6 protein-coding genes are annotated in these 5,431 nt (G+C 44.0%); 1 reads left to right on the top strand and 5 read right to left on the bottom strand.

Features of this window, described 5'->3' with window-relative positions; all coding sequences use genetic code 11:
• Positions 1-443 (bottom strand): enoyl-CoA hydratase/isomerase family protein (locus tag V7D75_RS05030; RefSeq protein ID WP_333613669.1); only part of this gene is annotated, 443 nt, incomplete at its 3' end.
• A gap of 329 nt (positions 444-772) precedes the next feature.
• On the opposite strand from V7D75_RS05030, the gene V7D75_RS05025 reads away from it, so the two are divergent.
• Positions 773-1,585, top strand: a complete 813-nt coding sequence (locus tag V7D75_RS05025) for an alpha/beta fold hydrolase (RefSeq protein ID WP_333613668.1) — start codon at positions 773-775, stop codon at positions 1,583-1,585.
• A gap of 197 nt (positions 1,586-1,782) precedes the next feature.
• Here the strand turns inward: V7D75_RS05025 and V7D75_RS05020 are convergent, their stop codons facing one another.
• From V7D75_RS05020 to V7D75_RS05005, 4 genes are all read right to left on the bottom strand, one after another.
• The gene (locus V7D75_RS05020; RefSeq protein WP_333613667.1) at positions 1,783-2,859 is read right to left on the bottom strand and encodes an HpcH/HpaI aldolase/citrate lyase family protein; all 1,077 of its coding nucleotides are present in this window, start codon (positions 2,857-2,859) and stop codon (positions 1,783-1,785) included.
• A gap of 147 nt (positions 2,860-3,006) precedes the next feature.
• On the bottom strand, positions 3,007-4,206 hold the full coding sequence (locus V7D75_RS05015) for a cysteine protease StiP domain-containing protein (protein ID WP_333613666.1): 1,200 nt from the start codon (positions 4,204-4,206) through the stop codon (positions 3,007-3,009).
• Positions 4,207-4,261: 55 nt separating this feature from the next.
• Positions 4,262-5,083, bottom strand: coding sequence for an HAD hydrolase family protein (locus tag V7D75_RS05010; RefSeq protein WP_333613665.1), 822 nt, complete (start codon positions 5,081-5,083; stop codon positions 4,262-4,264).
• A gap of 129 nt (positions 5,084-5,212) precedes the next feature.
• Positions 5,213-5,431, bottom strand: a 219-nt coding sequence (locus tag V7D75_RS05005; RefSeq protein ID WP_333613664.1) for a TRSP domain-containing protein, incomplete at its 5' end; no start/stop codon positions are given.

Raw genomic sequence — 5,431 nt, 5'->3', positions numbered from 1 at the left:
GCATCAGGAATCAAACCGATATTAACAAACGCTTGCACGAATTTGGCATTGTCAGCGGCAATACGGAAATCGCATGTTAATGCCAAGTTCATCCCAGCACCCGCGACGGCACCTTCTAATTTAGCAATAATGGGTTTGTGAATATTACGCAACTTTAAACTCACTTCTGCCACTTCTCTGAGCATAAAATCAAGCTTTGCCACTAAGGCCTCAGACTCCATGCCATTCTCTAACATCTCACCGATATGACCGCCACTAGAGAAATTATTGTTTGATCCTTGCAGCACGATCACGCGTACGTCGGCATCTTGATCAGCCTGGTCAAGCGCGTCCATAACCGCGCCTTTTAATGGTGTGCTAAAGGCATTTAGCGTCTTAGGGTCATTCATGGTAATAGTGGCAATATGGTTTTCGCTGCGATATTCGACCAAAGGTTGTGACATGGTTGGTTTCCTTAGTAAGAAGTTCTAGATAAGCATTGCGGATAACAATGGACGTTATAATGGACAAAGTTGTAACAAGTCATGCAAGCTGATAACTATAGCATCTTGTTATGATTATAAAAGCGAGTTTTGTGGGCGCTAAAGGCACGGTCAAAAATGTTTAATTTTTACTTGTTTTACTATATATTTATTTTAAAAAATATATACGATCTGCCGTACAAAAATAACGCTATGAAGTATTTGCTTGGTGCATTATGCTAAATGGCAGTAATGTTAAGGATTTCGTTAACCAAACAAGCAATCAATAAGCAACAAACAAGGAAGTGATTATGCCAATGATACATGTGAATAACGTGGATATTTATTATGAAGACAGCGCGCCGGATGATAAGCAAAAACCAGTGATGGTATTTGCCCATGGGCTACTGTGGAATACGCGGATGTATGATAAGCAGGTGGAGTACTTTAAATCTGGCTGCCGCTGTATTGCATTTGATTTTCGCGGGCAAGGTCAGTCTGAGATTACCAAATCAGGCTATGATATGGAGACGCTGACCGAAGATACGCTAGCGTTATTGGATGCGCTTAAGATTGATAAATGCCATTTTTTAGGGTTATCGATGGGCGGTTTTGTCGCGCAGCGTATCGCGCTCAAACGTCCGGAGCTACTGTTATCGCTGACCTTACTTGAAACGTCAGCAGACCCTGAAGACCCAAAAAACGTGCCGCAGTATCGCAAATTGATGAAGGCTATCCGCTGGCTGGGTATGAAACGCGTCAGTCAAAAAGTCATGCCTATTATGTTTGGCACTAGCTTTTTGAACGATAAGTCGCGTAAGGCTGACCGTAGAGCGTGGCTCACGATGTTACAAGGCAATCGTAAAGGCGGGGTCGTTAAGGCGACCACAGGTGTCATTGAACGCTCGGGCACTTATGATCAGCTAGGCGAGATTAGCACGCCGACATTGATTATCGTCGGTGATGAAGATACGGCAACGCCTTATGCAAAGGCGGAGCGGATGCATTTTGCCATTACAGGCTCGAAGCTTGCGGTTATTAAAGGCGCTGGACATACAGCGACGGTAGAAGAACCTGAGCAGGTTAATAAAGTGATTAATACCTTTTTAGCCAACTGTGTCTAACTTTGAGCGAGACTGGAACCAGTCTTGAATCAGACATAGCAGTTAATAAAGTGTTTATACGAAAAAAAGCCGTTATCCTATTTAAGATAACGGCTTTTTTATTGAAACTTAGACTAACAGACTAACAGACTAACAGATTAACGTTAAAGCGGCAGTTTTAAAAACATACGATAAAGGAGTCAGGCTAATGTCTTTATTTATAAGCGGGTCGTATAGTCGCTATTAATATCATCAAGGGTGCCAAAGACCTCAGCGCGATTGACGATTTCGGTGGCCCATGCACGGTGCGTGGCAGGTTCAAGCATGGTATCGTTATATTTAAAGACTGCCTTTGCCTCGCTATGCAAAATTGCTTGGGCTTCATCCAAGGTACTTAACGGCACGCAATACGCCTGCTGTACCAACGCAATCTGGCTTGGGTGAATGACGGTTTTGCCGACCAGTCCTAAGTTCACATCACGCATCAGCTCTTTCATAAACAGCGTTGGCTGTTCTAAGTATTCAAATACCGGCGCGGTAAGATAAAAACCATGCGGTACAAAGCAGCCAAGCAGCTGATAGGCGAGCGTACCAATCGGGGTATCATAAACGATGCTATTTTTAGGACGGCGTAAACGCAGTGCGGCAAATAAGTCGTTACCACCGATACGCAGGGCAAAAACGGGCTGGCTAAAGGCTTCTTTAAAGCCAATCGCCAACTCTTGATTGTGATGTGGGTTAAAGAGTGCTGCCGTCTCAAGCGTTGGCATCAATAAATGCTCAGTGCTTAAATTCTGAGACGCCATACGCCAATTAGACAAGCTATACATATCAACTTTTGGCATTACAAAACCGTCGACCAAATCAATATGGGCAAAATCTGCCAGCTGCTCTAGCATAGCGGGATGACGTGGACGAATAAATACTAGCGGTCTGGTTGGCTGATTGGTTTGCGCTTTTGATTGAATGCCCTCTTTTTTTGCAGGGTCATTGATGCTATCGACATGCGCCGCCCACGTATGTAGCAGCGTTTGTAGACGTATGAGCGCCAACTCAACATCGTTATGGCTGACTGCATCTTCTAAGCAGATAATAATACTGTTAATGGTCGGTAATTTTTCACGCGTAATGACTTGCCAAATATCTTGCCGCGTCGCAGGCATATAAAGACTGGCACCCAACTGATACGGGTGATGGGTAAGCGGTTTGAGCATCGCATGACGCTCGGTAATCAGGTGGGCGTAAGACTGGTTGTTGTTATAAAGGTTGGAATCGTTGTGCGGTATATCGGACATAGTTGGCATCGTAAATAGTGATAAATGAATAGTTATAGCAAAAAATCATAGCGTAAGGACGTATGATAAAAACAGCGCCGCTGATGCAGTATTAATGCATTTCTTTCGCAAGACATCATTATATCAAGGCATCAATACATTAATAAATCATGGACGGCTTGGTGCCCGCTGCTTGATCAGTGTAATCGCTTGATAGGGGAGTATTTTAGCACCTAATACCGTGATATTGATATCGCGCTCGCTACATAAATGGCGCAATAACACCGTATCAGGGTGATCGGCAGTGGCCAGCAAAATGCGCTCAGGATCACGGCGTAATATCGCCCGTGTCGCCTCTGCAATGGTCGGCTTAATACGGTTGCGATTGCTAATGTCATACTCTGCTGCCAGCATATCGATTAAATCCACCGTCTGATAGCGAGGTTGCTTAAACGTTTGCAAGTATTGTGGAGATGTAGATAACGCCCGCCGCGTGCTATCAATCTGCTCAACAAAGGCTAGGCTATGGTCTACCGCAACCAAATTATCATAAAAGACGCTACGATGTAGCCCCGATTGTGGCTCAGTATATAAACTGCGTGATATCAGCCCAGATACCGTACTGTTTAATAAACCTGATGGAATCAGCCAATCTTCCTCACTTGCCGCCAACCAAGCAACACCCGCTGGGTCAGCAAGGGTTAATAGAGGAATAACATCCTTATCTTGATGGAAAATATTGGCAAAATTTGGATGGTTAAGGTCACTAAAGATATCTAAACTACGAGCCAGCTCTTGATAAATAGCGCCTTTCCCTGTCCAGCCATCGACAAATACGATCGGACTATTTGGATGAGCGTCCAATATCATCTGCAGCGCGACTGGATCAAGTCCGCGGTCGCGAATGATACTGATACCATAATGCACACTTGGCAACGCATAGCTGCTATCGGCATCTGACCTTTCATTGTCTAATAGGGCACGCTGCAACAATACGCCAACTGGTAAACCTGCACGTACTAAGCTGACTAATATTAATGGACATTGAAGACTTACCGTTTGCTGAAAAATATGATGTAGCGTATAAGCCAAGTTAGCAATATCAGTTGCGGTTCTGGTGGTACCTTGCGCTAATGCCTGCTGATACAATTGCTCATGCATGGCAGTTGGCGCATGCTCTAGTGTCAACATGTCAGAATAATGGCGCTGACCGCTTTGGATCAGCGCTTCTTTTTGGCTGACGGGTACATCAGCAACCGCGTCTTTATCAACGATATCAAGCAGTACGGTCACATCGCTGGCAAGGTAGCTGCCTGAGCCATATGCCTGCATTTTTTGAATATTAGAGTTCGTTATAGGATGGGTCATAAAATGATTTCTACTTACAAAAATGAGTTCTACTACTATTGTTATTATTTAAAAACTATTGCGAGCTAAAGCGCTCATGTAGCTGACCATGATTGGGCATGCCATACCAGTCAAGCAGTTGCAAAAATGGTAAATCGGCCAAGCTATCACCAAAACCAAAACTTGGACGCTGATGGTCTAAATGCTGGTCTAATAAGAACTGTACTGCATGGCGTTTATGAACTGCATGCGGCAGTATCGCCAGATTATTCGCATTGACATGGACATAAAAATCTTGCTCAAAATCACGTATTAACGTTGGCAACTTTTTAGCGAGCTCTGCTAACGCTTGATGGTCCTTTTGCCCATGCTTAATAGCCAGATAAATGGTTAGCGCTTCATTAACAGCGCCATTATTAAAGTGATCGATATGCGGTGTAAATACCAGCTGGCTATTGTCATTTTTACTGTGATTGGCAAATAATTGGCTCAGCTGCTGCAATTTGTCCTGTAGTGGTGCAAGCTGACTATGCATACGCAGTTGCCACTGGGCTTGTAGCGCACCGTCTCTATCAAGAATAATGGCACCGTGTGTTAAGACCTGCCAACTGTCAAAAGACAGCTTAACGCGCTTGATTTCACTACGGTCGCGTGCAGTGACCACTATCAGCTCAGTACTAGTAAGCAGCCAATTAAAGAATGCGGTTTGACGCTGGCTCATAAAGCTTAGTGGCTTGCCTTGTTTGTTAATAGTCGCGCAAACTAAGTTTTTGGCTTCAGCAGTAGGTAAATCCCACGCATCGATTTTACGTTGGGTTTGAAAAAGTGTATCGTCCAAATCCATCAACGCGTAGGGTTTAATAATATCGGGATTGGCTTGAAAAAATGGGCTAGTCATAGTATTTGCCATAAAAGCGTGCGTAAATGTGAAAAGTAAAGTAGGGTTTAAAGGATAGTTTTAATAGAACAGCTCTTATAAGATAGCCTTGGTAAGCTAACTTTTATAAAACAGCTTTTATAAAGCAGCTTAAAGCGTCGGACTCACAACCAACACATTATCCAAATCTTTCCACATCTCATCGACGCTATCCGCCGATGTTTCCACGCACAAGACAATCAAATCCCAATCGCTAGGTTCAACATTATAAGCAAAGTTGGTCATACCAAGCCCATAGTTATCGCTAAAACTGAGCATCGTGGTAATCGCGCCCCCAAGGGCAATCGGCGAGCGCGTTAACGCACTAAA

Source organism: Psychrobacter sp., assembly GCF_036731945.1.
Classification (GTDB): Bacteria; Pseudomonadota; Gammaproteobacteria; order Pseudomonadales; family Moraxellaceae; genus Psychrobacter.
This window is presented reverse-complemented; position numbering and strand designations above follow the sequence as displayed.

Bases quoted from the DNA above. Each gene is read 5' to 3' on its own strand.
- V7D75_RS05015 (WP_333613666.1), bottom strand. From the start codon at position 4,206: ATGACCCATCCTATAACGAACTCTAATATTCAAAAAATGCAGGCATAT.
- V7D75_RS05020 (WP_333613667.1), bottom strand. From the start codon at position 2,859: ATGTCCGATATACCGCACAACGATTCCAACCTTTATAACAACAACCAG.
- V7D75_RS05010 (WP_333613665.1), bottom strand. From the start codon at position 5,083: ATGACTAGCCCATTTTTTCAAGCCAATCCCGATATTATTAAACCCTAC.
- V7D75_RS05025 (WP_333613668.1), top strand. From the start codon at position 773: ATGCCAATGATACATGTGAATAACGTGGATATTTATTATGAAGACAGC.